The organism is Nocardia tengchongensis (assembly GCF_054781395.1).
Genome location: NZ_BAAGUM010000004.1, coordinates 494,021 through 519,305, shown reverse-complemented (window position 1 = coordinate 519,305; position 25,285 = coordinate 494,021). Strand labels below are relative to the sequence as shown.

Genomic DNA, 25,285 nt, shown 5'->3' with positions numbered 1-25,285 from the left:
TATGTCTGCGCCGCAGGTCAGTCCGCCATCAGCCCGTTGTGCAGGGCGATCCGCTCGATCTCGGCGGGCGTACCGCCCATGATGATGCGCACGTTCTCGGTGATCAGCTCGACCGGCCAGTTCCACCAGGCCGCTCGCAGCAGCTGCGCCACCTCGGCGTCGCTGAAGCGCTGCTTCACCACCTGCGCCGGATTGCCGCCCACGATCGCGTACGGCGGCACATCCGCGGTGACGACCGCGCCGGTCGCGATGATCGCGCCGTCGCCGATCCGCACGCCCGGCATGATCAGGCTGTTGTAGCCGAACCACACGTCGTTGCCGACCACGGTGTCGCCCTTGGACGGAATCGAGGTGATGATGTCCATCGTCTGCTCGGCCCAGGCGCCGCCGAAGATGGTGAACGGGAACGTCGACACGCCCGCGGTGGGGTGGTTCGCGCCGGCCATGATGAAGCGGGTGTTGCTCGCGATGGCGCAGTATTTGCCGATGATCAGTTTCTCGGGACCGAACGCGTAGAGCACGTTGTCGGTCTCGAAGGCGGTCGCCGCGACCGGATCGTCGAAGTAGCTGTAGTCGCCGACCTCGATATTCGGCGAGGTGACGTGCGGTTTCAGGAAGACGGTCCGGGGCGCGTGCGGAAGCGGGAAGCGCTGGGATGGGTCGGGGATCACAGTCACCCAGGCGATGGTAGCTATCGCCCGGTGGTGGGTGGAAACTCCCTGGACTGGGAACGGTAGGCTGGATACCTGTGCAGACCCACGAGATTCGACGGCGCTTCCTGGAGCATTTCGTAAAGGCCGGACACACCGAGGTACCGAGTGCCTCGCTGATCCTGGCCGACCCCAACCTGCTGTTCGTGAACGCGGGCATGGTCCAGTTCGTGCCGTTCTTCCTCGGTCAGCAGACCCCGCCCTTCGACACCGCGACCAGCGTGCAGAAGTGCGTGCGCACCGGCGACATCGAGAACGTCGGCGTCACCACCCGCCACAACACCTTCTTCCAGATGGCGGGCAACTTCTCCTTCGGCGACTACTTCAAGCGCGGGGCCATGGAACTGGCCTGGTCGCTGCTGACCAACCCCGTCGAGGACGGCGGCTACGGTTTCGACCCCGAGAAGCTGTGGGTCACCGTCTATCTCGACGACGACGAGGCCGAGCAGATCTGGCGTGAGCTGGGCGTGCCGGACGAGCGCATCCAGCGTCGCGGCATGGCCGACAACTACTGGTCCATGGGCATCCCCGGCCCGTGCGGCCCGTGCTCGGAGATCTACTTCGACCGCGGCCCCGAATACGGCATCGAAGGCGGCCCCGAGGCCGACGAGGACCGCTACCTCGAAATCTGGAACCTCGTGTTCATGCAGAACGAGCGCGGCGCCGGGCGCGGCAAGGACGACTTCGAGATCCTGGGCCCGCTGCCCAAGAAGAACATCGACACCGGCATGGGCGTCGAGCGTGTCGCGTTCCTGCTGCAGGGCGTCGACAACGTCTACGAGACCGACCTGCTGCGTCCGATCATCAACAAGGCCGAGGAACTGACCGGCCGCTCCTACGGCGTCGAGCACGCCGACGACGTCCGCTTCCGCGTCATCGCCGACCACGCCCGCACCGCCGCCATGCTGATCGGCGACGGCGTCAACCCCGGTAACGACGGCCGCGGCTACGTGCTGCGCCGCCTGCTGCGCCGCATCGTCCGCTCGGCCCGCCTGCTGGGCGCCGACCAGCCGGTGATGGGTGCGTTCATCAAGGTCGTCGCCGACCTGATGTCGCCGTCCTACCCCGAGCTGCTCACCGACTTCCAGCGCATCGAGACCGTCGCCGTCGGTGAGGAGGCCGCGTTCCTCAAGACCCTGAGCACCGGCACCAAGCTGTTCGACGAGACCGTCGACGAGGTGAAGACCCAGGGCAGCAAGAAGATCAGCGGCACCGACGCCTTCACCCTGCACGACACCTACGGCTTCCCGATCGACCTGACCCTGGAGATGGCCGCCGAGGCCGGCCTGCAGGTCGACGAGGAGGGCTTCCGCTCGCTCATGGCCGAGCAGCGCAAGCGGGCCAAGGAGGACGCGCTCTCACGTAAGCACGCGCACGCCGACCTCACCATCTACAAGGAGTTCGTGGACCGCGGCGCGACCGAGTTCACCGGCTTCGACGAGCTGGCCACCGAGGCCACCGTGCTCGCCCTGATCAAGGACGGCGTCCGGGTGCCGGTCGCCGAGGCCGGGCAGGACGTCGAGGTCATCCTGGACCGCAGCCCGCTCTACGCTGAGTCCGGCGGCCAGATCGCCGACCGCGGCTCGCTCAGCTCCTCGCACGGGGTCAAGGTGACCGTCAACGACGTGCAGAAGATCGCCAAGAAGGTGTGGGTGCACAAGTCCACCGTCGCGGCCGGTCAGCTCACCGAGGGTGACACCGTGCTCGCGCAGGTCGACCCGTCCTGGCGGCACGGCGCCACCCAGGGCCACTCGGGCACCCACATGGTGCACGCCGCGCTGCGACAGGTGCTGGGCCCCAACGCCGTTCAGGCCGGTTCGCTCAACAAGCCCGGCTACCTGCGCTTCGACTTCAACTGGCAGGGCGCGCTGACCGAGGGCCAGAAGGCCGAGATCGAGGCCGTCTCCAACAGCGCGGTCGCCGACGACTTCCCGGTCAACACCTTCGTCACCGACCTGACCTCCGCCAAGAAGATGGGCGCGATGGCCCTGTTCGGCGAGAACTACGGCGACGAGGTGCGCGTGGTGGAGATCGGCGGACCGTTCTCCATGGAACTCTGCGGTGGCACCCATGTGGCGCACTCCTCGCAGATCGGCCCGATCACCGTGCTCGGCGAGTCGTCGGTCGGTTCCGGTGTCCGCCGCGTGGAGGCCTTCGTCGGCCTGGACTCCTACAAGTACCTGGCCAAGGAGCGCGCGCTGCTGGCCGGTATCGCCTCCTCGCTGAAGGTGCCCTCCGAAGAGGTGCCCGGACGCGTCGAGCAGCTGGTGGAGCGGCTCAAGGTCGCCGAGAAGGAACTCGAGCGCACCAAGATGGCGGCCGTGCTGTCGAGCGCGGGCACCTTCGTGGAGCAGGCGCAGCGGGTCGGCAAGGTGCTGCTGGTCGCGGCCGCCGCCCCGGCCGGGGTGGGCGCGGGCGATCTGCGCACCCTGGTGCAGGACATCAAGGGCCGCTTCGGTTCCGAGCCCGCCATCGTGGTGCTGCTCGGCAATGCCGACGGCAAGGTGCCGTTCGTGGCCGCGGTCACCAAGGCCGCCCAGGATCTGGGGATCAAGGCCGGGGACCTGGTGTCCGCGTTCGGTCCGTCGATCTCGGGTCGCGGTGGCGGCAAGCCGGAGATGGCGCAGGGCGCCGGCTCGGACCCCTCGGGTATCGAGGCGGGTCTGGCCGCGCTGCGGGCGCGGGTCGCCGAGCTCGCCGGGTAGATGGGCGACTCCGACACAGCGCGGACAGGTTCGGGAGATTCCTCCGGATTTGCCCGGACGCCGACCGAGGCGTCCGGGGTGTCCGGCGACGGGCGCGGCTTCGCGGCCGAGCGGCCCAGCGCCGCGGCGGACCCGGGGCGCGGGCGGCGCATCGGCATCGATGTCGGTTCGGTCCGGATCGGCGTCGCCTCCAGCGATCCGGACGGTCTGCTCGCCACTCCGGTGGAAACCGTGCCGCGCGCGAAGAAGGTCGCGCCCGGCACGCTGGCCTCCGATCTGTCCAGGATTGCCGAGATTGTGCGGGAGTATGAAGCCGTCGAAGTGATCGTCGGCTTGCCGCGCACATTACGTGGGGAGAGTGGCTCGTCGGCTAAGCTGGCGGCCACCTTCGCGGGACGTTTGCGGAACCTCATCGCACCCGTGCCGGTGCGGCTATCCGACGAACGGTTGACTACGGTGTCTGCTGCACGTGCGTTGCGAGACAGTGGAGTTCGCGCACGCGGGCAGCGGCAGGTCATCGATCAGGCCGCCGCCGTGTCGATCCTGCAAGGATGGTTGGACGAACGGAGTGCCCTATTGAAGCCGCGTGGTGAGGACGCATGACCGACCGCTGGACGCGGGCCGAGGAACGCTACCGGCAGAACGCCGAACGACGTTATCGCCGCGACGATCTCGAATGGTCCGAGGCGGACGATTACGAGGACGACACCACCGTCATCCCGCGCTACGAGGACGAGCTCTACGAGAACGAGCCCTACGCGGGCGAGGAGTTCGCCGACAACCCGCCGCTCGAGCCGGAACCCCCGCGCCGCGGCGCTCCCCAGCGTCCCGAGCGCGGACGGGCCGAACGCGGCCGTCGCACCGAGCGGCCCGGCCGTGCGGGTGCGCGGGGCGGAAGCCGGGGCCAGCGGCCCAAGCGATCCCGCATGGCGTCCCGCAAAGCCGCCGAGCGTAAGCGTCGCCGCCGCAACCTGTTCGTCATCGCGGGCGTGTTCGCGGTCCTGTTCGTCGGCGCGCTCGGCTTCGCCGGCTGGAAGTTCATGGGCAAGCTGAGCGGTCCCGCCGACTTCTCGGGCCCGCAGGGTCCGCTGGCGATCATCCAGATCAAGCCCGGCGACACCGCGACCCAGATCGCGGACACCATGGCAGACAAGGGTGTGGTGGCCAGCAGCGGCGCGTTCTACGAAGCGGCCGTGCGCAACACCAACATGAACTCCATCCAGCCCGGCTACTACGCCATCCCGAGCCACAGCAAGGGCGCCGAAGCGGTGACCGCGCTGTTCAGCAAGGATGCCCGGGTCGGCAACGTGGTCATCTCCGAGGGCCGCCAGCTGCACGACTCCAGCGACGTCAACACCGGCGCCCGCAAGGACGGCATCTACCGCAAGATCGCCGAGGCCAGCTGCGTCGGCGCCGGCAGCGCCGCCAAATGCGTCACCTACGAGCAGCTCGACCAGGCCGGCTCCACCGGTGATCCGATGGCGCTGGGGGTTCCGACCTGGGCGCTCGAACGGGTCAAGACGGTCCCGGACCGCTCCCGCCAGCTCGAGGGTCTGATCGCGGGCGGCACCCTGGATTTCGATCCCACCGCCGGCGCGCAGGACATTCTCAAGCAGTTGGTGACCGCGAGCGCGCGCAGCTACGAGGCGTCCGGGCTCGCGCAGTCCGGTGCGGCGAACGGCCTGAGCGCCTACGACACGCTGATCGCGGCGTCGCTGGTGGAGCGTGAGGCGCTGCCCCAGGACATGTCGAAGGTGGCGCGGGTCATCGTGAACCGGCTCGCCGTGCAGCAGCCGTTGCAGTTCGACTCCACCGTCAACTACGCGCTGGACAAGACCGAGGTCGCCACCACCGACTCCGATCGCGCGCACAAGACCCCGTGGAACACCTACGCCATGCCCGGCCTGCCCGCGACGCCGATCTCGGCGCCGTCGCTGGAAGCCATGCGCGCCATGGAGAATCCCGCGCCCGGCCCGTGGCTGTACTTCGTCACCGTCGACAAGCAGGGCACCACGTTGTTCACCGAGAACTACAACGAGCACCTGCGCAATATCGAAAAGGCCAGGCAGAGTGGAATTCTCGACAGTGGACGGTAAGCGCAGGGCCGCCGTGCTCGGCAGCCCGATCGCCCACTCCCGTTCGCCCCAGCTGCATCTGGCCGCCTACCGGGCCTTGGGCCTGGACTGGAGCTACGAGCGCATCGAGTGCACCGGCGAGCAATTGCCCGGTCTCGTCGACGGACTCGGCCCCGAATGGGTCGGCCTGTCGGTGACCATGCCGGGCAAGGTCGCCGCCCTGGCCTACGCCGACGAGCGCACCGATCGCGCGGTACTGGTCGGCTCGGCGAACACCTTGGTGCGCACCGCATCCGGCTGGCGCGCGGACTGCACCGACGTGGACGGCGTGCGCGGCGCGCTGGAAGGCGCGGGCGTGCAGGAGATCTCGCGCGCGGTGGTGCTGGGCGCGGGCGGCACCGCCCGTCCCGCCCTGCTGGCGCTGGCCGACTTGGGCGCGCACACGGTGACCATCGTGGCCCGTGATCGCGGCCGGGCCGCGGAGACGCTGGAACTGGCCGAGCAGCTGGGCATGTCGGCCGAGGTCCTCGGCTTCGACCCCGAGGGCCTGCTCTTCGTCTGCTCCGATGTGGACGCCGTCGTCAGCACCGTGCCCGCCGAGGCGGCCGCGGCCGTGGCGGACGCGGTGGCGGCGGCCCCGGTGGTGCTCGACGCCATCTACAACCCGTGGCCCACGCCGTTGGCGGCAGCGGTCGAGCGGGCGGGCCACACCGTGGTCAGCGGCCTGGAGATGCTCCTGAACCAGGCCTACGGTCAGGTCGAGCAGTTCACCGGCAAGTCCGCGCCGCGCGCGGAAATGGCCGCGGCACTGCAGGACTGACCCCCAATCCATCGAAACCAGAACGGCCGCGGAGACACTCTGCGGCCGTTTCGGTTCCGGTGCTTCCCAGGCGGCGGGATGCTCGTATGACGTGTTCACCGGCCGCGGTGCGGGTGGCTGCGCGGCCGCGTGTCGGGGCCGAATACGGTTCGCGGCCCCGGTCGGGCTATGGTTCTGTAACAAGTTTCAATTCTTTCGGTTCGGCCGGACGGCCGCGCGGGTTAAGGTGGTCGACATGAATGCGTGGGTGTTGCGCGCCGTGGGCTTGGGGGCGCTGACCGTTGTGCTGGAGACCCTGCTCGGCGTGGGCATGCGGTACTGGCCGACCGCGGGCGTGTGGATGCGGATCCTGTGCCTGATCGTCCTGGTCGGCGCGGTGGTGCTGTGGGGTCTGGTAGACGGCCGTGCCGACCGGCGCGCCAACTCCGACCCCGAGCACGGGGCCGATCTGACCATGCGCTGGCTCAAGGCCGGGCTCGCCGCGGGCATCGGCTCCGGGCTGGCGGCCTGGATCCTCGACTTCATCCCCGGCTTCGACCTGGGTGATCAGGGTCTGGTCTTCAACATCACCTCGGCCGCCGCGTTCATCGTGCTGCTGATCTTCATCCCGGCCATGCTCGGCGTGGTCCTCGGCCGCTGGCTGGTCGGCCGGGAAGGCAAGAAGTCGGCCCCCGCCGCACAGACCCCGCAGCCGGTCAACGCCTGACGCTCCCGCTGAACTTCACCCCGCGCCACAGACCTTGTGGCGCGGGGTTTTTCGTGGGCAGAATAGGGCTATGGATACTGTCACCGCCATTGACCTGCGGAGACTGTTAGCCGCAGACGACACTGATGCATGTCTGGTGCTGGCCGAAGGCCGCACGCAGGTAGCCACGGGCGCCGACGTACCGGGCCTGAGGCTGATCGACCGCTCCCAGGTGCTGGCTCGGCTGGGCTCGGATCCGGAGGAATACGCGCTGATCGAATACGCGGCGCTGCTGGAGTCGGAGATTCGGCTGCAAGGCGGCTGACCGGTCCGGATACGACGACGCCCGCCGCCGAATCCCGGCGACGGGCGTGGTCGTGACTACCGCTGAGTCCTACAGCAGGATGGCTCCACCGGTCGGGCCGCCCTCGCGGGCGATGGCCGAATAGGCGGCGGCCAGCAGGCTCGGGTCCGGGCCCTCGAGGCGGCCCGGCTTGGCCAGGCCGTCGAGCACCACGAAACGCAGCACACCCGAACGGGTCTTCTTGTCGGTCTGCATGGCGTCCATCAGCTGGCCCAGCGCATCGGCGTCGTAGCTGGTGGGCAGGCCGATGCTCTCCAGGATCGCCTTGTGGCGGTCGGCGGTCTCGTCGTCGAGACGGCCGGCCAGGCGACCCAGCTCGGCGGCGAAGACCAGGCCGACCGAGACCGCCGCGCCGTGACGCCAGCGGTAGCGCTCGCGGCGCTCGATGGCGTGGCCCAGGGTGTGGCCGTAGTTGAGGATCTCGCGCAGATCCGATTCCTTCAGGTCGGCGGCCACCACATTGGCCTTGACCTGGATGGCGCGGCGGACCAGCTCGGGCAGCACCTCGCCGGTCGGATCCAGGGCGGCCTGCGGGTCGCGCTCGACCAGCTCCAGGATCACCGGGTCGGCGATGAAACCGGCCTTGATGATCTCGGCCATGCCCGCCACGATCTCGTTGCGCGGCACCGTCTCCAGGGTGGCCAGGTCGACCATCACCGCGGCCGGCTCGTGGAAGCAGCCGACCAGGTTCTTGCCCGCCTCGGTGTTGATGCCGGTCTTGCCGCCGACCGCGGCGTCCACCATGGCCAGCAGGGTGGTCGGCACGTGCACGATGTCCACCCCGCGCATCCAGGTGGCGGCCACGAACCCGGCCAGGTCGGTGGCCGCGCCACCGCCCAGGCTCACGATGACGTCCTTGCGGGTCAGCCCGATCCGGCCCAGCACCTCCCAGCAGAACCCGGCGACCTGCAGATCCTTACCGGCCTCGGCATCGGGGATCTCGACCCGGTGCGCGTCGATCCCCTTGTCGGTGAGCGCCTTGCGCACCACCTCGGCGGTCTCGGCCAGCGGCGGCTGATAGAAGATCGCCACGGTCCGCACACCGGACCGTCCGGTCACCTCGTCGACCAGGTCGCCCAGCAGCCCCCGCCCGATGATCACCGGGTACGGGTCGGCGGTGCGGACCTCGATGCGAGTCGGCTCGCTCATCAGACTCCTCCGTGAATGGTCCCGCACGACGGCGGGGAACAGCGGGTCCCCGGATTCCGGGGAGATTGTCGGGTGGGGCGGTCCCGGGTGGCCTCGCCACCGAAGCCGCTCGGTGCGGTGCGCCGCGCGCCGGGCGTCGTGCCGATCACGAAACTCCCTCCGGCGCAGGGGGAGTGGTACTCGGATCGCTGCCGTTGGGCGCACCGTGACCGGCATCGTCGTGCTCGCGGGCTCGCGCGCGGGCGCGGCGGGCCCGCGCGCGGCGGGACCTGCCGTTGCCGGGCGCGGCGGCGGCGCCGGGGCCACCGTTCGAATCCGGTTGCGCGGCGGGCGTATCCGGCCGAGCCGTCGATGCCGCGGCGATCTCGGACCCGCGCGCGGGCGTGGCCGACGACGAATCGTGGGTGCCGCCGGCGGATTGCCCGGGCGCGCCGGCCGCGCGAGCGGCGCGTCGTCGTCGTCCGCCGCGCTTGTCCGACGCATCCGTCGCGGTGGTCGTCATCGACACCGGTGTGCGCGTGGAGGCGGGGGTTGTTGCCGAAGCCGTGGTGGCCGAACCGGTTTCGGCGGTCCGGCCACCACGGCGGCGCGAACGGCGGTTGCGGCGACCGCGTTTCGTGCCGTCGGCACCGTCCGCGGTCTCGTTGGACCGGTCGCCGGAACCTCGGCCGTTGCGCTCGGGATCGCTGGAATCCGCCGTGGCGGTGGTTGATTCGGGCGTCGCGGTGGCCGCGTTCTCGCTGCGCCCGCGGCCGCGGCGGCGTTTGCGGCGGGCTCGGGAGCGACTGGTCGTGGCCGGCTCGGCGGGGGTGGGCTCGGTGGCCGGATCCTCGGGACGCTCGGTCGGTTCGACGCCGAGTTTGGCCAGGATCATGCGGACGACGCGGCCGGGGCTGCGGCCGTCGGTGCGGACCCGGATGGTCGCCACCTCGCGGTAGAGGGGGCGGCGGGTCTTCATCAGCTCGCGGTACTTCTTGGCGGGGTCATCGCCGTTGAGCAGCGGGCGGTTGGTGCTCGCGCCGGTGCGGCGCAGGCCCTCGCCCACACTGATTTCCAGGTAGATGACGGTGCGGCCGCGCAGCAGTTCGCGGGTCGCGGCCGACAGCACCGAGCCGCCGCCGAGGGAGACCACACCGTGCCCGGCGAGCACCGCGTCGCGGACGACCTCTTCCTCGATGCGCCGGAACTCCGGTTCGCCGTCCTCGGCGAAGATCTCCGGAATCGTGCGCCCCGTGCGCTCCTCGATGCCGGCGTCGGTGTCGTAGAGCTCCACGCCCAGTTCGCGGGCCAGCTTGCGCCCGATGGTCGACTTACCCGCACCCGGCGGGCCGACCAGCACGACACTGTGTGCGGCACGGCCGGTTTCGCCCGAACCCTCGGTGTCACCGGCGTCGGCACCGGTCGTTTCCTCGGCGCCGTTCTGCTCACCGGTGCTGGTCGCCTCGACGCCACCGGTGTTCTCGGCGGCGCCGGGCGTGGCGGCCGGGTCTACGACCGTGACGGCCGGTTCGTTCTCGCCGGGCGCCGCACTGTGCTCAGCGGTCACTGCCCGGCGTTGCCCGGGAGGTGCGGGCGGGCGTTGATCCGCTTCAGGTAGGCGTGGATGTTGTCGGTGGTCTCGGGCAGCGAGTCGCCGCCGAACTTCTCCAGCACCGCCTGCGCCACGACCAGCGCCACCATGGCCTCGGCGACCACGCCGGCGGCCGGGACCGCGCACACGTCCGAGCGCTGGTGGATGGCCACGGCCTCCTCGCCGGAGGACATGTCCACGGTGGCCAGCGCGCGCGGCACCGTCGAGATGGGCTTCATGGCCGCACGCACCCGCAGCGCCTCGCCATTGGTCATGCCGCCTTCGAGACCGCCGGCCCGGTTGGTGGAGCGCAGCACGCCGTCGGGGCCGGGCCGCATCTCGTCGTGGGCCTGGCTGCCACGGCGGCGCGCGGTCTCGAAACCGTCGCCGACCTCGACGCCCTTGATGGCCTGAATGCCCATGAGCGCCGCGGCCAGTCGCGAATCCAGGCGCGCCTCACCGGAGGTGAACGAGCCCAGACCCACGGGCAGGCCCTCGATCACGACCTCGACCACACCGCCGAGGGTGTCGCCGTCCTTCTTGGCCGCCTCGATCTCGGCGATCATGGCCGCCTCGGCGGTCTTGTCGAACGCGCGCACCGGCGATTCGTCGATGGCGTCCAGATCCGCGGCGGTCGGCACCACGCCGGTGGTGTCGGCGGCCGTGCCGATCGACACCACGTGCGAGATCACCTCGACCCCGAGGGCCTGGCGCAGGAAGTTCTTGGCCACGGTGCCCGCGGCGACGCGGGCGGCGGTCTCGCGGGCGCTCGCGCGCTCGAGCACGTTGCGGGCGTCGTCGAAGCCGTACTTGAGCATGCCCGAGTAGTCGGCGTGGCCCGGGCGCGGGCGGGTCAGCGGCGCGTTGCGGGCCATGTCCGCCAGCTCGGTCTCGTCCACCGGATCCGAGGACATGACCTGGGTCCACTTGGGCCACTCCGAGTTCGCCACCTCGATGGCGACCGGTCCGCCCATGGTGCGGCCGTGCCGCACGCCGCCGACCATGGTCACCACGTCGGCCTCGAACTTCATCCGCGCGCCCCGCCCGTACCCGAGTCGTCGCCGGGCCAGCTGCGCGCCGATATCGGCGGAGGTCACCTCGACACCGGCCACCATCCCCTCGAGGATGGTGACGAGAGCAGGACCATGGGATTCTCCGGCAGTTATCCAGCGCAACACGAGTGACATCCTTTCATGAGAACAGGGGTGCCCGGACACGTGGTCCGCACGTAAGCCCGATGTCAGCGCCCGGCCAGCAACGCCAGCACGCTCGCCGCGCACATGGCGGGCCCGTGCGGGAGCGTCGCGACCTCGCCGACCACCGCGCCGCCGCCCCGAACAGCCGGGGTGCGGGCGCCGGACGCCCACGCCGGACGCCACATCAAGATCATGATGCGAATCACCGGCAATGCTAGCCACCGCGAGCCCGGATGCCGGTGCGACTGTGCGCCGACCGGCAACCGCGCCTGGTAGCCGGGCCACCCCGTGCGGTAGGTCGTGACAAGGAGGGTTCCCACCCCGGCGCAGGCCGTCAGCAGGGGTGCGGCGATCGCGGCCCACGACCAGCTCTGCGCTCCGCCGAGGGCGGTCGCCGCGCCGAGCCCCAGCGCGAGCTTCACATCGCCCGCGCCCAGAGCGGCGGGACAGCAGAGGTGCAGGAGTAGATACGGGACGGCCAGCAGCAATGCCCCCAGCACCGCCAATCCGGGTGTGCCCACGGCGAATCCGTAGCCGAGGACGATCACCGCGCCCGGCAGGGTGAGCGCATCGGGCAGCCGCCGCCACCGCACGTCGAAAGCGCTCAGCACCGCGCACCACACCGTGAGCACCAGCATCGCCGTCGAATTCATCCTTCGAGGTTCCCGCACCCGCGGCCCGCGTGGGCCGCGCGATCGCGAAATGTGGACAACCTCTTCGGATGTGAACACCGGGGTTTCCGTAACCACCCCATTCACGTGTTGCGGGCCCGTGTCGCGGCGTGTCGGCGGTAGCTTTGACGCATGTCTGCTGATCACGATCCGGCCCGGCGACCCGACTACGCGCTGCGCCGGGCCAGCCTGCGGAACCTGCTGGTGGAGAACCGTGTCGACGCCCTGCTGGTCACGGACCTGATCAATATCCGGTACCTGACCGGTTTCACCGGTTCCAATGCCGCGCTGCTGGTCTACGCCTGGGATTCCAGCGAGGACCGCACCCTCATCAGCACCGACGGCCGCTACCTCACCCAGGTCGGCGTGCAGGTGCCCGATCTGCGCGCCGAGATCAACCGGGCCTGCGCGCGCCGGGTGATCGAGATCGCGGGGGAATGGCAGACCGGCCGGGTCGCGTTCGAGAGCCACATCGTCACCGTCGACCAGCATCGCGGCCTGGCCGCGCTGGGCACCGGCCTGGACCTGGTCCCGGTCTCGGGCCTGGTCGAGCAGCTGCGCATGGTCAAGGACGACTACGAAGTGGACTGCCTGCGCGCGGCCTGCGCGGCCGCCGACGCAGCGCTGGCAGCCCTGCTCGAGCGTGGCGGTCTGCGCGCGGGCCGCACCGAACGCCAGGTGGCCCGCGACCTGGAGTGGCTGATGTTCGAGCACGGCGCGGAAGCGGTGGCCTTCGAGACCATCGTGGCCGCGGGCGCGAATTCGGCTGTCCCGCATCACCGTCCGACCGACGCGGTGCTGGCCACCGGCGATTTCGTGAAACTCGACTTCGGGGCGGTGTCGCACGGCTACCACTCCGACATGACCCGCACCTTCGTCCTGGGCGCGGCCACCGACTGGCATCGCGAGGTGTACGACCTGGTCAACGCGGCGCAGCGGGCCGGCCGTGAGGCCCTGGCCCCCGGCATCTCGACCGCGGCCGTGGACGCCGCGTCCCGCAAGGTGATCGAAGCGGCCGGTCACGGCGACCTGTTCGTGCACGGTCTCGGACACGGCGTCGGCCTGCAGATTCACGAAGCGCCCGGAATCGCCAAAACCGGCACGGGTACACTGCTGGATGGCGTGGCGGTGACCGTCGAGCCAGGTGTGTACTTCCCCGGCCGCGGTGGCGTTCGGATCGAGGACACGCTCGTGGTTCGCCAGGGGGGCCCGGAGCTGCTCACCCACACCAGCAAAGACCTGACCGTCGTCGACTGACGCACGGTTGCAACGACTAGTAGGAGATCCGAGGACAGTGGCGGACACCAGCGACTTCAAGAACGGCCTCGTGCTGAAGATCGACAACAATCTGCAGCAGATTGTCGAGTTCCAGCATGTCAAGCCGGGTAAGGGTCCCGCCTTCGTGCGCACCAAGCTGAAGAACGTGGTCTCGGGCAAGGTCGTCGACAAGACCTTCAACGCCGGCGTCAAGGTGGAGACCGCGACCGTCGACCGTCGCGACATGACCTTCCTCTACCACGATGGTGAGGACTACATCTTCATGGACGGCGACACCTACGACCAGATCCACCTGAGCGAGGCGCTGCTGGGCCGCAACGCCGGCTTCCTGCTGGAGAACATGGCCGTGCAGATCGCCATGCACGAGGGTGAGGCGCTGTTCGTCGAGCTCCCCGTCGCGATCGACGTCATCGTCACCCACACCGAGCCGGGCCTGCAGGGCGACCGCTCCTCGGCCGGCACCAAGCCCGCCATCGTGGAGACCGGCGCCGAGGTGCAGGTGCCGCTGTTCATCAACCAGGGTGACAAGCTGCGCATCGACACCCGCGACGGCAGCTACATCAGCCGCGTCAACTCCTGACGCGGCGGATAATGTCTTCCGTGGCCGATCAGTCGGACAAGAAGTCTTTCAAGAAGCTCGGCGCACGGCACAAGGCGCGCCGGCGTGCGGTGGACCTGCTCTTCGAGGCGGAGGCGCGCGATATCGATCCCGCGGATCTGCTCTCGGAGCGGGTGTCGCTGTCGGTGCGTGAGGAATCGGTGGCTCCGGTGAGCCCCTACACCCGGGTCCTGGTCGAAGGCGTCGCCGACGATCTGGATCGGGTGGACGGCACCATCGAGTCGTATCTGTCGCAGGATTGGACGCTGCCCAGGCTGCCCGCCGTGGACCGCGCCATTCTGCGGGTGGCGGTGTGGGAGTTGTTCCACGCCAACGACGTTCCCCCGGTGGTGGCGGTGGACGAGGCGGTGGAGCTGGCCAAGGAGCTGTCCACCGACGATTCCCCGTCGTTCATCAACGGTGTGCTCGGCCAGGTGGTCCAGGTGGCCCCGCAGGTGCGGGCCGCCGCGGCCGCGACCCGGTCGACCGTCGCCGACGACGAGAAGTAGTTCGCGAGAAGTAGTTCGAAGGAGAAGCGCAGGGTGCGCAAATATCTGGTCATGGCCATGCGCACCCCGCGCTTCGACGCTTCCGTCGCCGTTCCGCATCAGGAATGGCTGGCGGTGGTCCGCGAGCGCGGACAGCTGGTGGAGACCGGCAAATTCACCGACGGCAGCGGCGGCGCGTATGTGATCACCGCCGAGAATCTGGCTGCCGCACAGGAATTGATCAGTACCGACCCGATTCACACCACGGGCGCATCGGAACTGACCGTGTACGAGTGGGATATCACCGGCTGAACTCGGTTCGCCGCGGGCCGGACCCCCGCGTTCAGTCCGATCGGTCCAATTCCGCGAGCTTGTGCGCGATCCCGCCGCGACCGGTGAGTCCCAGTTTGCGCAGGATGCGACCCAGGTGGTCCTCCACGGTGCGCGGGCTCAGGAACAGCTTTTCGGCGATGTCCTTGTTGGTGAGTCCCCGCGCCGCCAGCTCGGCGACCTCGCGTTCGCGCTCGCTCAACATGGTCGCACCACTCACACTGCGATGACCCGCCAGCTTGCGCTGCGCGGTGGTGGCGGCGATGAGCAGCTCGTGCGCACCGGCCGCCGCGAATTCCTCTCGGGCGGCGGCGATTCGCGCCGTCGCGGTGGCGAAATCGCCCCGCTTCCCGTCGATTTCGGCGGCCACCAGCATGGCCTGGGCGCGAAAGACGGGCATCCCGGCCTGACCGTAGTGCGCGATCGCCGCTGCCGCCGCCTGGGCGGCCGCTTCGAGATCGCCTCGCGCGCACAGATATCCGGCCCGCGCCCGCGCCGCGGTGGCCCGCTGCCCGGGCAGGTCCAGCCGTTCGGCCACTTCGCCCGCCCGCTCCACCAGTGCCCCTGCCGTCTCGAGGTCGCCGTGGGCGAGGCACGCCAGCGCTCCGACCGCGAGCTCCGCGGCCCGCATCGGATGTTCCCGCGACTGTGCGTCCATGGCCTCCGGCTGCACGGACGTATCGGCGACCGGCCCGGCGGCGTTCGGCATCGACACCGAGGTAGTGACTCCAGCGAGGGTGGTCGGCGTAGCGCCGGTCGGCACACCGGATGACGTCGCGTCGATGGGCAGCGTTGCGGTTTCGCTGTCGGTGGGTTGCGTTGCCGACCTGATGTCGGTGGGCTGCATTGCCGATTCAGCTGCGGTGGGCAGCATGGCCGATGTGGTGTCATCGGGAAGTGTGGCTGTGGCGGCGGTGGGCAGCGCGGCGGATGTGGCGCCGGTGGGCTGGGGGCGGGCCGGATGCGGTAGGCGCGCGGCGATTTCGGCGAGGGCCGCGTCGACGGTGGCGCGCCACCACCGCATGGCGGGCCGGGGGAGTGCGTCGAGGGTGCGCCACCAGCGCAGGACCTCCGCGGCGGGTGAGGTGTCCTGGAGGATGCGGAGCTTCGCCGCGCCGGCCAGTGGCGCGATGCCCGGATATCCGTACAGCCGTGCGGTTTCCAGGGCGTCCTCGGCGGCGGCGAGCGCGTCGTCGTAGCGGCCGATCTTGGCGAGGGAGTAGGCGTGGACGGTGTGCAGCTCCGGCAGTACGAAGCTGCGGCCGTGCCGGTGGCAGACGGTGATGGCGCGTTCGATGTGGGTGAGGCCGGTGCGTTGATCGTCGAGGAAGTACGCCATCCAGCCCAGCGCCGCCACCGCGTGCACGCCGTCGAGCAGCCGAGTGTCGTTGAGCTGCGCGAATTCTCGTTCGGCGATGCGGTACTCGTCCCGCGCCGCGCTCAGATCCAGACTGTTGAGCTGCCCCATGCTGCGCAACGTGCATGCCGCCGCTCGAATCGCCGGATCCCGTACGGCCCCCGACGCGAACAGCGCCCGAATCCGGACCTCCGCCTCCCGATCGCGATTGTCCTGGGACTCCAGAATCGCCAGTTCCAGCTGTACCGAACCACTCTCGCCCGGGTTCAGCCGCTCGACCGCTCCCGCCAGCAGTCGCCGCGCACTGTCGATCCGGCCGAGAATCCGCTCACATCGCGCGTACAGCAACACCGCCTCATTGCTCGCCGGCAGGAGCGGTTCGAGTACATCCCGCGCCCGCTCGGCGGACCCGGACAACAGCAGTGCCCGCCCGAGCAGCAGTCGCGTCGCGTCCGCTTCGGTGTCCGGGGAAGTGATCGCACCGGTGACGTTGGTCGAGCTCGGGTGCGTGGCGGCGTCCCGGTCGGCGGTCGAGCCCGAGTCGGCGACCGTGTCCGGGTTACCGGATGGGCGTGGGTCGGCGGGGCAGTCGGGGGTGAGGCGGATGGCGGCTTCGATCCAGCGGGCGCTGGTGGCGGGGGCGGTGGCGAGGGCTTGTTCGGCAGCGCGGATCAGTTCGTTGGCGGCGAGGTCGTCGCGGCTGCCGAAGGCGTGTTCGAGGTGGCGGGCGCGGATCAGGACCGGGGCGTCGACGGTGCGCAGGAAGCGGGCGGCGCGGTCGTGGGCGGCGGCGCGCCAGGCGGGGCCGGCGAGGCGGTAGGCGGCGGTGCGCATGAGGGGGTGGCGGAAGGCGACGGTGCCGCCGGTGACGGTGAGCCAGCCGCGCCGGGCCAGGTCGTCGACCGCGGCGTCGAGGTCGGTGCGGGTGACTTCGGCGGTGGCGCTGAGCAGTTCGGTGTCGGCGGTCGCGCCGCACACCGCGGCCGCCTGGGCGACGAGTTGTTCGCGGGGCGGCAGGTGCGCGAGTTCGGCGCGCAGGGTGCGGTCCAGTGCGGCATGGCCGAACTCGGTGTCGACGGGATCGTCGCGCAGCGCTTGATCCAGTTCCGCGGGCGTGAGTTCGGCCAGGACCTGCAGGTACAGCGGATTGCCGTGGGCCGCGGCGACGAGCCGGGCGCGGTGTGCGGGCGTCAGGTCCGGAAGCAGCGCGGTCGCTTCGTCCGTGGACAGCGGCGGCACGCTGAGGTGGGTCACGTCGGCGCGTGGGGTCCGTAGTGCGGCACCGAGTTCGGTGGGAAACTGACCGGTCCGGTAGGCCAGGACCACGGTCGCGGGCATCGGCGACTGCCGGATCAGCAGCGCCAGTACCTGCAGTGACGCCGGGTCGGCCCAATGCGCGTCATCGATGATCAGGACCGTGGGAGTGCCTGTGAGCCGGTGCCGCAGCCACCGCGCCGACTCGCGGGTATCGGCCGTCGCGATCCCGTGCTCCGGTGTGCGGCCGCCGGGATCGACCAGGTGGCCATCGCCATCGGTGCCGCTATCGCCACTGCCATTGCCGTCGCCATAGCGATAGCCGTCGGCGTCGTGGTCGAATTGGTCGGCGAGATCCAGCAGCACCTGGAGGGGCGTGGACCGCTCGTATTCGGTGGCCGCGACCGTGATCGCGCGCAGACCCGCCGCGCGGGCATGCCGGACGGATTCGGCCAGCAGTCTGGACTTTCCGATTCCCGCCGGACCTTCGACCAGGAACATGCGGTGCCGGCCGGGCGTGCAGTAGGTCGCGTCCAGCGTCGAGAGTTCGTGAACGCGGCCGACGAATGGCTCGATCACGCACTCCTTTCCGAGCGAACGGCCCCGAGCGGAGCCTAACTCGGCGCCGGGTTCGCGCCGATGCCGGGCCGATCCCGTGGTTCCACGGATGCTCGCCGGTCGCCGTCCGGGTTGGGTTGTCGAGGTTCGAATGACAACCGGTGAAGAGAGGTTCGTGGCAACGATGCAGGTGAGTTCGGCGGGTTCCCGGCGGTGGTGGCGGCTGATCCCGGTGGCCGTGGCGATTTTCGCACTGGCGCTGGCGGGTTGCTCGGCAGTCCAGAAGGGTGCGGACAGCCTCAAGGACGCGGGAAAGTCCGATACCGGACGCTCGAAGGTCGGTGATTGCATCAACGTTATCGAGGGGTCGATGATCAATTCCAAGACCGAGCCGGTGGACTGCGCCTCCCCGAAGGCGGTGTACAAGGTGGCCAAGCACTCCAGCGCCAAGGCCGAGTGCGCCGCCGACTACACCTCCTACGAGGAGACGCTCAACGGCGCCTCGATGGCGTACCTGTGTCTGGCGCCGAATTTCCAGCCGGGCGCCTGCTATCACGAGAGCATGATGACCGGCTATCAGTACGCCGAATGCGGTACCAGCAACGCGAGTTTCCAGGTGCTGACCCGGATCGACGGCCAGTCGGACGAGAACCTGTGCGGCGAGGAAGCCGACAAGGTCATCACGCTCACCGAGCAGCCGACCACCTTCTGCCTGAAGGACCTCTGAGCTCAGCCGGCGCGCAGGATGATCGTGCCCTTGGCGGCGCGATCCTCCAGCAGCCGGTGGGCGTGTGCGGCCTGGTGCAGCGGCAGCACACGGTCGACCAGCGGGGTGAGCGACCCGGTCGCGGCCCGGTGCAGGGCGGTTCCGGTCGCGGCCGCGACCCCGGCCAGCCAGGCCGGTCCGGAGCAGCCGGTGAGGGTGAGCCCGCGCATGATCAGATCCATGGCGCCGACCTGCGCGGGCGCGCCGGACAGGAAGCCGTAGCTGAGCATGTGGCCGCGCAGCGGGGTCATGAGATCCAGTAGTGCGAGCGCGGATTCGCCGCCGAGGGAGTCGAAGACCACGTCCAGCGTTGCGCCGCCGAGGATTTCGCGCAGCTGTTCGGTCCATCCCGGGACGTGGTGGTCGAGGACGGCGTCCGCACCGAATTCGCGGGCCTGCGCGGCTTTTTCGGCCCCGCCCGCGGTGGCGATCACCCGTGCCGCACCGTATTCCTTGGCGAGTTGGGTGAGGTAAGCGCCGACGCCGGTCGCGGCAGCCTCGACGAGGATGGTCTCGGTGCCGGTGAGCAGCGCGGTCTCCAGCAGGGGGATGGCCACCGAACCGCTCATGGCGACGGCCGCGGCCGCGTCGGTGCCCAGTCCGTCGGGGATCAGGGTGGCGGCCTCGGCCGGAACGCACACCTGTTCGGCGTAGGTGCCGAAACTGTTGCTGCTCACCACCACTCGTCGCCCGATGAGCGACGGATCCACGCCCGCGCCGACTTCGGCGATCTCGCCCGCGGCCTGGGTGCCGAAGACGATCGGGAACTGCACCGGCAGCGGGAACGCGCCCGAGCGCAGCATGGTCTCGGGGAACAGCACCGGGATCGCCTGGGCGTGCAGCAGGATCTGCCCGGCTTGCGGGCGCGGCGCGGGCACCTCGCTCGCGACCAGGACCTCGGGTCCGCCGGTGCCGGTCAATAGGATTGCTTGCATTGAAAACCTCATAAGTTGACTGACGGTCAAGATATGTCTGCGAAGATATTGACCGTCGGTCAAGTTGTCAATGGAAGTGGTGATATGAACCCGCCCAAGGAACGTGCCGATGCCGCCCGCAACCGGCAGGCAATCCTCGAAGCGGCGCGCCGGCTGTTCGCCGAGGAGGGCGCGGAGGCGGCCACCATGGACCGCATCGCCGCTGCGGCCGGGGTCGCCAAAGGGACCCTGTTCCACCGCTTCGGAAACCGGGCCGGCCTGCTCTACGAGCTCATCGCCGCCGGCGCGACCGGCCTGATGGAGGCGGTGCGATCGGGCCCGCCCCCGCTGGGTCCGGGTGCGCCCGCAGCGGATCGGCTACTGGCCTACTTCGACGCCATGACCTGCCTGATCGCCGACGACATCGAACTGAACGTCGCCTACCAGGCCCTCCCGCCGCACCCGCACCGCGAGGAGTTCCACGCCTTCTGGGCCACCCATATCAGCAGCCTGCTGCACGAGGTCCGCCCCGACCTGGATGCCGAGGTCGTCGGCGGTCTGTTGCTGGCTCCCTTGGGCGGGGAGCTGGTGCCGTACCTGGTCCGGACTGGTCAGAAGGACCGTCTCCGGGAGGCCGTGCGTCAGCTCGTGGAGTCGGTGATCAGGCAACCCGCCTGAGTCTCGGCGACTTCCGGCTACCGCCGGGTCACGCGAACGACCAGACGGCGGCGGGCCGCCCGGTGGCCTTCACCCGGACGCGTTCGCCGGTGCGGGACAGGCCGGGCAGCGCGGCCAGGGTCCGATTCAGGTTGCCCGCATCGGGTTTCGTGCCGTGCAGGGCGGTGGTGAGACCGACCGCACGGGTGGCGGTGAACTCGTCGCCGGTGAGGGCGCGGGTGAAGGTCAGGTCCTTCCACAGCATGTCGGCCAGCCGGTCGCGGGCGGTGGAGACGATCTGGTTGTGGTCGAAGGCCAGGTGCGGGACCGCGTCGAAGGGCACCCAGGTCGCGGTGTCGCTCTCGTGTGGTCCGACGACCGCCCACATGGCGATGGACAGGGTCGGCCCGCGCGGGTCGCGGTTGGGTTCGTCGAAGGTGGCGACCTGGCCGACGGCGAGGATGGCGTCGGCGGGCACCCCGAGTTTGGTGTGGACCGCGCGGGTGGCGGCCTCGGCGAGCCGTTCACCCAGACCCAGCAGCACGCCGGGCAGCGCCAGGGCGCCGGCGAACGGTTCCCACCGACGTGCGGCGATGCCGAGGGTGGCGGTGGGGTCGTCGGGCCCGTAGCGCAGGGCGATCACGTCGATGGATACCGCCGATTGTTGCTCCACAAGGGGACAATCATGCCTGAGCGGTGATCCGGAGTGTGCGATCGGCTCGGTCGGGTCCGCAGGCGGTCAGCACCACCGGCGCGCCGAGTTCGGCTTCCAGATAGCCGGGGACGTCGGCGGGCAGGTCCGCGTACGCCGGGGTGGCGGCCTCCAGCAGGTCGGTGAGCCGCTGCTGGTGGCCGAGGTCCTGCCAGACCCCGCAGTCCAGCCGGTCCACGCAGCCGTCGGCGGTGAGATAGCCGGTGGCGGTGCGGATGTCGCCGAGCGCGTCGAGGTGGTTGACGGCCAGCCCGTCGATCCCGCCGCAGGCTTCGATCGCGTACCGCAGCAGCAGCGGATCGAGGTGTCCGCGCCGGAATGCCCCTTGGTAGACGCCGGTTCCGTTGTGCGGCTCGGGAATCGAGAGCGCGGGGTCCTCGGTCGGGAACGGCCCGGCCCCGTGCCGGGTCAGGTAGGCCCGGGTCACGCCGAGCACGTAACCGGGAGTCCCGATGCGCGCCAGCATGTCTCGCGCGTGCCGGGGTTCGACGGTGGACCAGGTGGTGTAGGGGTGGGTGCCGCGCCATTCGTCGAGCAGCACGCCCTGCGCGCCCTCGAAGACGAGCCGGCCGGTGCGCGCGAACCCCGCGAGCTGCTCGCCCGGCAGTATCGCCACCGCACCCGCGAACGCGGTGTACGCCCCGACCAGGTCGTCGATCGGGTCGTAGCGGTGCCGCCCGTCCGCGAGCAGCGGCGCGTAGTGCTCCTCCAATGCGATCAGCTTGCGCCGCAACACCTCCGGCCGCCGGCAGTCGGCGACCCGGGGCGCGTCGTGGTCGAGGGCGTAGCTCGCGGTCTCGCCGATGCCGATGCCGCACGATCCGTGCCGGGCGGTACCCCTCGTATCCTCCCGGCACCGGTTGGCGGCCCCGTGGATCGGCGTGGTGAGCAGTGCCCGCTCGTCGACGTACAGCAGCGACAGCGGGTCGGCGACGCCGAGGGCCGCGAGTTCGCGGGCCTCGGCGGCCAGGGCCAGCGGTTCGACCAGCATGTGCCGCGACAGCAGGGTCGGCACCCCGGACAGGGTGCCGGACCCGAACTGCCGGAAGGTGTGGTGGCGGCCGTCGGCGAGCACATTGTGGGCGGCCTGGGCGCCGCCGTTGAACCGCACCACCGCGGCCACGTCGAGCCCGGCGCGCGGTGAGCACAGCCAGTCCACGGTGGCCCCCTTGCCGGCGTCGCCGAAGCCGAGGTCCACCACGATCAGGTGACGGTCGCCGAACATGTTGTGTCCCTTCCTGTGTCGATCCCGGTTCAGAGGTCGACGTCGTCGATGCCGGTGGTGGCGGGCAGCGCCCCGGCGCTGGCGCCGCGGCGCGTCGCGCCCAGGGGAGCGAGGGCCTTGCCCACCGCGTCGGCCTCGCCCGCCGATCCGATGTCGCGCAGGTCGGCCAATCCGGCCCCGAGATCGACGCGGTCCTCACCGATGCCGATGGTCAGCGCGATGAGCTCGCACACCGCGGCCGGATCGTCGAGCCGCAGGAACCGCTCGCCCAGCAGCGCCTGCCAGTGTTCGGCGATCTCCGGATCCCGGTAGTAGCTGGACTGATTGGGCAGGATGTAGTGCACGTGCCAGCGGTCGGCCAGCTCCCGGTAGATCGAGTCGACCGCGATGTCGCTGCGCACGTCGTCGCCGATGACGGACTGGATGTGCCGCGCGGGCAGGCGCTTCTTGTTCAGCTCGTCGCCGACGATGAACAGGTAGCCCTTGCGGCCGCGCTTGTCCCACGCGTCGGTGGCGGTGTGTCGGGCGATGAAATACGCGGCCAGTTCATAGCTTTCGGACTTCTGCCCGCCACCGCCGCCTTCGAGCAGGATCAGCCGCAGCTGTTCGTCCATGCGGTTGTCGGACTCGAACTGCCCGACCTGCAGCGGCACCCGGTCGCTGTCGGCGTCGCCGATGGCCCCGAACAGGATCTGCGGGTCGTCGGCATATCCCTTGCGCTGCAACAGTCCGTGCAGTTTGGCCAGCTTCTCCTGCATCACCCGCGGCACCCGGCCCATGGATCCGGTGACGTCGAAGAGCACCGCGATGGGCAGCGAGTTGCCGTGCTCGTCGGAGTCGCGCGACTCCCGCATGCCGACCCCGAACGGATCCAGGGTGGGGTGCGCCTTCCACTGCTCCCACGGCGTGGAGCGCATGTCGGCGGTGTAGCCGAAGTCGTCGAGTCCCTTGGCCGCGCGGAAGGTCCGCGCCGCGTCGTAGGCGCTGTCGTCCCAGCTTCCGTAACCCATGGTGATCACTTACCTTTCGTGAGCTCGAAGGGCCGGAAGCGGCGCTTCCCGTAGAGCCGGTCGAGCAGATCGTCGAATTCGCCGAGCAGGTCCGCGGCGTCGGGCCGCAGTCCGGGATCGGTTTGCAGGCACCCGGTGGCGTAGGCGCGCATCGGGGCGGGTGCGCGGTCGCCGAGCATGGTGAGCATGAGGCGATGCGCGAGGTGGATGTCGGTGGCGGGGGAGACGGCGTCGCGGATCTCGGGCGGATAGTCCAGCGACTTCAGTGTCGCCGCCGCCGGGTTGCCCGGGCGGGTCGCGAAAGACCAGCCCACCAGCACGATTCCGTGTAGTCGCGGATGTACGAGCACGTTGGCGGGGTTGATCGCGGTGTGCACCCAGCCGGCCAGTTGCGCTCCGGCGAGGCAGCGCAGCAGCCGCCGGTGCATCCACGCGTAGTCGCGCGGGTCGAGCCCGTCGGGGTAGGCGGCGCGGACCTGGTCCAGTGTCACGAATCCGTCGATCAGGCCGGTCAGCACATTGACCGTGCGGTGTTCCCCGGTGCCCGAGTCGAGATGGTCGACGGTGTCGACGAGTTCGGGGAAATAGGGGCGTAGCCACTCGTGCTCGGTGGCCACGGTCGCGATGTCCCGCAAGGCGTTTCGCTCTCCGGCGAGCAGCCGGTTGGCGGCCGCGCGGCGCGGGATCTTCACCACCCGATCGGAACCGGAGCGGTACACGTCGGCGATGGATCCGGCCGCGTGCAGCGCCCCGACGGGGTACCGCCCGAGGGTGCCGGTCACCTCGAAGGCGGCCTCGTCCAGATCCAGCCAGCGCTGGTACAGCTCCGACAGCCGGGCGAATGCCGCGCTCGCGACGGCCGCGTCGACGGCCTCGACCCGGTCGGGATGGATGATGGCGGCCATTCGGTGGTATCGGCGCCGGGCGGCCTGCCGGCCGGCGGAATCGGTTGCGGCGGAACCGAAGAGATCCTCGGGCCGCCGCGCCGCCCGGATGGTCTCCGCGGTCTCTCGCGCTGTGGTCATGGTTTTAGGCTAGCTGACTAAAACGTAGGGCGCCAGGGATTCGGGCAACTTTTTGTAGATCTGACGAAAACGTGCGGTCGGGTTGGGGTTGCTGGAATGAAACTCACGCTGCGGCAGCGAGACTCGGTCCGGGGCGGCGGAAAGTGGCCATGCAATCTGTTCACTTTCCCCACATCATGTGGCCGCAAGATATTTGGCGTTCCGGCCGATGGCGGTTCTTACGATTGCGCGGCCCTGGCGGTGCTGCCGGGGTCAGGTTCAACTCCTTCAGGAGGATTCGTGTTCAGGAAGCGCATCGCTCCCGTCATCATGGCGGCCGCAGCGTTCATCGGTATGGCGACGTCCGCGGTGGCGGTCTCGTCCCACGCGCAGGCGGCGGCGGCCGTTCCGGCGTTCGACCACATCGTGGTCGTGATGTTCGAGAACCATGCCTACTCGCAGATCAACGGCAGCTCCAGCGCCCCCTACTTCAACAGCCTGGCCGGTCAGGGCGCGAAGTTCACCCAGTCGTTCGGCGTCACCCACCCGAGCGAGCCGAACTACCTGGCGATGTTCTCCGGATCCACCCAGGGCATCACCGACGACAGCTGCCCGCACACCTTCAGCGGCAACAACATCGGCAACCAGCTGATCACCGCGAGCAAGACCTTCAAGAGCTACTCGGAGGCCATGCCGTCGGACGGCTACACCGGTTGTACCAGCGGCACTTACGCGCGCAAGCACAATGCCGCGCCGTTCTTCAGCAACGTGCCCGCGACCAGCAACGTCCGCTTCAGCACCTTCCCGACCTCGGCGAACTACGCGAGCCTGCCCACGGTCTCCTACGTGGCGCCCGACCTGTGCAACGACATGCACGACTGCTCGATCAAAACGGGCGACAACTGGCTGAAGAACAACATGGACGCCTACGCGCAGTGGGCCAAGACCCACAACAGCCTGCTGATCGTCACCTTCGACGAGGACAACGGCGGCTCGTCCAACCACATCTTCACCACCTTCGTCGGCGCGCACACCCAGGTCGGCAGCTTCTCCAACCAGATCAACCACTACAACGTGCTCAGCACCATCGAGAGCGCCTACGGTCTGGCCCACCTGAACCCCGCGGCGGAGATCACCAACGTGTGGAACTGACCGTTCACCGGGCAACCGGATCGATCGGCAGCTGAAA

23 protein-coding genes and 1 pseudogene are annotated in these 25,285 nt (G+C 69.8%); 13 read left to right on the top strand and 11 right to left on the bottom strand.

Going from position 1 to position 25,285, the window contains the following annotated elements; genetic code table 11:
- Positions 1–17: 17 nt before the first annotated feature.
- Positions 18–677: a CatB-related O-acetyltransferase gene (locus tag ACYVKL_RS07670; protein ID WP_379169488.1), complete on the bottom strand. Its 660-nt coding sequence runs from the start codon at positions 675–677 to the stop codon at positions 18–20.
- Between the two features lie 71 nt (positions 678–748).
- Here ACYVKL_RS07670 and alaS point away from each other — a divergent pair, with 71 nt between their 5' ends.
- From alaS to ACYVKL_RS07640, 6 genes are all read left to right on the top strand, one after another.
- The gene (gene alaS / locus ACYVKL_RS07665; protein ID WP_379169486.1) at positions 749–3,415 is read left to right on the top strand and encodes an alanine--tRNA ligase; all 2,667 of its coding nucleotides are present in this window, start codon (positions 749–751) and stop codon (positions 3,413–3,415) included.
- Between the two features lie 78 nt (positions 3,416–3,493).
- Positions 3,494–4,018, top strand: a complete 525-nt coding sequence (gene ruvX, locus ACYVKL_RS07660) for a Holliday junction resolvase RuvX (RefSeq protein WP_379169484.1) — start codon at positions 3,494–3,496, stop codon at positions 4,016–4,018.
- Positions 4,015–5,511: an endolytic transglycosylase MltG gene (locus ACYVKL_RS07655; RefSeq protein ID WP_379169482.1), complete on the top strand. Its 1,497-nt coding sequence runs from the start codon at positions 4,015–4,017 to the stop codon at positions 5,509–5,511. Before ruvX ends, ACYVKL_RS07655 begins: the two co-directional genes overlap by 4 nt.
- Positions 5,486–6,310: a shikimate dehydrogenase gene (locus ACYVKL_RS07650; protein WP_357198895.1), complete on the top strand. Its 825-nt coding sequence runs from the start codon at positions 5,486–5,488 to the stop codon at positions 6,308–6,310. Before ACYVKL_RS07655 ends, ACYVKL_RS07650 begins: the two co-directional genes overlap by 26 nt.
- Before the next feature lie 235 nt (positions 6,311–6,545).
- Positions 6,546–7,016 carry a B-4DMT family transporter gene (locus ACYVKL_RS07645; RefSeq protein ID WP_379169480.1) on the top strand — a complete coding sequence of 157 codons (471 nt, stop codon included), beginning with the start codon at positions 6,546–6,548 and terminating at the stop codon, positions 7,014–7,016.
- Positions 7,017–7,086: 70 nt separating this feature from the next.
- Entirely contained in the window at positions 7,087–7,320 is a 234-nt protein-coding gene (locus ACYVKL_RS07640; RefSeq protein ID WP_379169478.1) for a hypothetical protein, read from the top strand.
- A gap of 69 nt (positions 7,321–7,389) precedes the next feature.
- Here the strand turns inward: ACYVKL_RS07640 and aroB are convergent, their stop codons facing one another.
- The 4 genes and pseudogenes from aroB to ACYVKL_RS07620 all read right to left on the bottom strand — a co-directional run bounded on the left by aroB (position 7,390) and on the right by ACYVKL_RS07620 (position 11,927).
- Entirely contained in the window at positions 7,390–8,508 is a 1,119-nt protein-coding gene (aroB, locus tag ACYVKL_RS07635; protein WP_357198903.1) for a 3-dehydroquinate synthase, read from the bottom strand.
- Positions 8,509–9,364: 856 nt separating this feature from the next.
- A pseudogene (locus tag ACYVKL_RS07630) lies at positions 9,365–9,847 on the bottom strand (shikimate kinase); the annotation flags it as partial.
- Between the two features lie 203 nt (positions 9,848–10,050).
- A complete protein-coding gene (aroC, locus tag ACYVKL_RS07625; RefSeq protein WP_379169871.1) occupies positions 10,051–11,256 on the bottom strand; it encodes a chorismate synthase in 1,206 nt (401 codons plus the stop codon).
- A 62-nt stretch (positions 11,257–11,318) separates the two neighbouring features.
- Positions 11,319–11,927 carry a prepilin peptidase gene (locus tag ACYVKL_RS07620; protein WP_379169476.1) on the bottom strand — a complete coding sequence of 203 codons (609 nt, stop codon included), beginning with the start codon at positions 11,925–11,927 and terminating at the stop codon, positions 11,319–11,321.
- Between the two features lie 150 nt (positions 11,928–12,077).
- Between ACYVKL_RS07620 and ACYVKL_RS07615 the strand changes: the two genes are divergently transcribed.
- The 4 genes from ACYVKL_RS07615 to ACYVKL_RS07600 are packed head-to-tail and all read left to right on the top strand — an operon-like array spanning position 12,078 to position 14,621.
- The gene (locus ACYVKL_RS07615) at positions 12,078–13,202 is read left to right on the top strand and encodes a M24 family metallopeptidase (RefSeq protein WP_379169474.1); all 1,125 of its coding nucleotides are present in this window, start codon (positions 12,078–12,080) and stop codon (positions 13,200–13,202) included.
- Between the two features lie 37 nt (positions 13,203–13,239).
- On the top strand, positions 13,240–13,803 hold the full coding sequence (efp, locus tag ACYVKL_RS07610; protein ID WP_213556294.1) for an elongation factor P: 564 nt from the start codon (positions 13,240–13,242) through the stop codon (positions 13,801–13,803).
- Between the two features lie 20 nt (positions 13,804–13,823).
- A complete protein-coding gene (gene nusB, locus ACYVKL_RS07605; protein ID WP_213556293.1) occupies positions 13,824–14,330 on the top strand; it encodes a transcription antitermination factor NusB in 507 nt (168 codons plus the stop codon).
- Positions 14,331–14,363: 33 nt separating this feature from the next.
- Positions 14,364–14,621: a YciI family protein gene (locus tag ACYVKL_RS07600; protein ID WP_357198916.1), complete on the top strand. Its 258-nt coding sequence runs from the start codon at positions 14,364–14,366 to the stop codon at positions 14,619–14,621.
- Positions 14,622–14,652: 31 nt separating this feature from the next.
- On the opposite strand, the gene ACYVKL_RS07595 is transcribed toward ACYVKL_RS07600, so the two are convergent.
- A complete protein-coding gene (locus ACYVKL_RS07595) occupies positions 14,653–17,829 on the bottom strand; it encodes a helix-turn-helix transcriptional regulator (RefSeq protein ID WP_379169472.1) in 3,177 nt (1,058 codons plus the stop codon).
- Between the two features lie 163 nt (positions 17,830–17,992).
- Between ACYVKL_RS07595 and ACYVKL_RS07590 the strand changes: the two genes are divergently transcribed.
- Entirely contained in the window at positions 17,993–18,535 is a 543-nt protein-coding gene (locus tag ACYVKL_RS07590) for an LppU/SCO3897 family protein (protein ID WP_357200359.1), read from the top strand.
- A gap of 2 nt (positions 18,536–18,537) precedes the next feature.
- On the opposite strand, the gene ACYVKL_RS07585 is transcribed toward ACYVKL_RS07590, so the two are convergent.
- Positions 18,538–19,509, bottom strand: a complete 972-nt coding sequence (locus ACYVKL_RS07585; RefSeq protein WP_379169470.1) for a quinone oxidoreductase family protein — start codon at positions 19,507–19,509, stop codon at positions 18,538–18,540.
- A gap of 84 nt (positions 19,510–19,593) precedes the next feature.
- Between ACYVKL_RS07585 and ACYVKL_RS07580 the strand changes: the two genes are divergently transcribed.
- The gene (locus ACYVKL_RS07580) at positions 19,594–20,166 is read left to right on the top strand and encodes a TetR/AcrR family transcriptional regulator (protein WP_379169468.1); all 573 of its coding nucleotides are present in this window, start codon (positions 19,594–19,596) and stop codon (positions 20,164–20,166) included.
- 28 nt (positions 20,167–20,194) lie between these two features.
- Here the strand turns inward: ACYVKL_RS07580 and ACYVKL_RS07575 are convergent, their stop codons facing one another.
- From ACYVKL_RS07575 to ACYVKL_RS07560, 4 genes are read right to left on the bottom strand one after another with little or no spacing between them, the layout of a single operon-like run.
- Entirely contained in the window at positions 20,195–20,818 is a 624-nt protein-coding gene (locus ACYVKL_RS07575) for an NUDIX hydrolase (protein ID WP_379169466.1), read from the bottom strand.
- 10 nt (positions 20,819–20,828) lie between these two features.
- A complete protein-coding gene (locus ACYVKL_RS07570) occupies positions 20,829–22,082 on the bottom strand; it encodes an adenylosuccinate synthetase (protein ID WP_379169464.1) in 1,254 nt (417 codons plus the stop codon).
- Between the two features lie 29 nt (positions 22,083–22,111).
- A complete protein-coding gene (locus ACYVKL_RS07565) occupies positions 22,112–23,092 on the bottom strand; it encodes a hypothetical protein (RefSeq protein WP_379169462.1) in 981 nt (326 codons plus the stop codon).
- Positions 23,093–23,097: 5 nt separating this feature from the next.
- Positions 23,098–24,117: a protein kinase family protein gene (locus tag ACYVKL_RS07560; protein WP_379169460.1), complete on the bottom strand. Its 1,020-nt coding sequence runs from the start codon at positions 24,115–24,117 to the stop codon at positions 23,098–23,100.
- Between the two features lie 279 nt (positions 24,118–24,396).
- Here ACYVKL_RS07560 and ACYVKL_RS07555 point away from each other — a divergent pair, with 279 nt between their 5' ends.
- Entirely contained in the window at positions 24,397–25,248 is an 852-nt protein-coding gene (locus ACYVKL_RS07555; protein ID WP_379169458.1) for an alkaline phosphatase family protein, read from the top strand.
- Positions 25,249–25,285 lie beyond the last annotated feature (37 nt).